An 810-nucleotide genomic window follows, 5' to 3' on the forward strand; every position below is an offset into this window, starting at 1 on the left:
TGATATATTGTAACAGAGTTACGGAAGCCACTTTTGCGATCAGTCGTGTCCGTACCCCAATAAATGATTTACTGTAATTCCGTTTAAGCATCATTTGGTCGGAGAGCTGGGAGAAGGTGGTTTCTATCCGGCGTCGCGCATTTTTGAATATCTTCGGCCACGGCCGATAGTTGTTCTGATTGCTTCGCATCGGCGTTTGAAGTTCTATGGCTTTGCTATCAAATAGATCCCGCTGACCTTGGCTGGAAAGATACCCTTTATCGGCCAGCAGCAGGCAATTTCGGAGGCCACTATGTTTTATTTCTTGTAAGTATCGGGAGTCATGCACACTGGCTTTTGTCAGCTCCATCGAGTGGTAGCCCCCTTCCAGGCTCACCACCACATGGAGCTTATAGCCAATAAAATATTGCTCTGAAACTGCGCTATAGCCTTTGTCCGGGGCCGTTCGAAACTCTTTGCGACATATCGTGGTGGAATATTCGCGGGCGATGTGTGCCACTGGAATTGGAATCGAGTCGACCATAAAGGTATCCTCATGGCCCCGAAGGGACTGCCCCCAAAGGCGGGCCAGCTGCTCGACGGTTCCGGCCAGCCGCTTGCGACGACGGCTGTAGTTGGTCAAATGTGGTAGTTCTGGAAACGCATCCCTGTAGTCAGTGCTTAATTTACTCCACAGCCACCGTTCACTATCGATACTCAAGGCTTCCTGAAGCAGCGACAGACAAATAACCTGGACATCACTCAGTTTCGGAGCCCGAGGATAAAACTGAAGGTTCCCGTCCTGATCTAGTTGATCAGCTAATGTTTTTT

General features: G+C 49.5%; 1 protein-coding gene. It reads right to left on the reverse strand.

Annotated features, from left to right (window positions below):
- Nucleotides 1–700 (reverse strand): IS982 family transposase (locus G3569_RS18230; RefSeq protein WP_240894769.1); only part of this gene is annotated, 700 nt, incomplete at its 3' end.
- Nucleotides 701–810: the final 110 nt, after the last annotated feature.

It is taken from the genome of Fodinibius halophilus, assembly GCF_011059105.1.
In the GTDB taxonomy this organism is placed as follows: Bacteria; Bacteroidota; Rhodothermia; order Balneolales; family Balneolaceae; genus Fodinibius; species Fodinibius halophilus.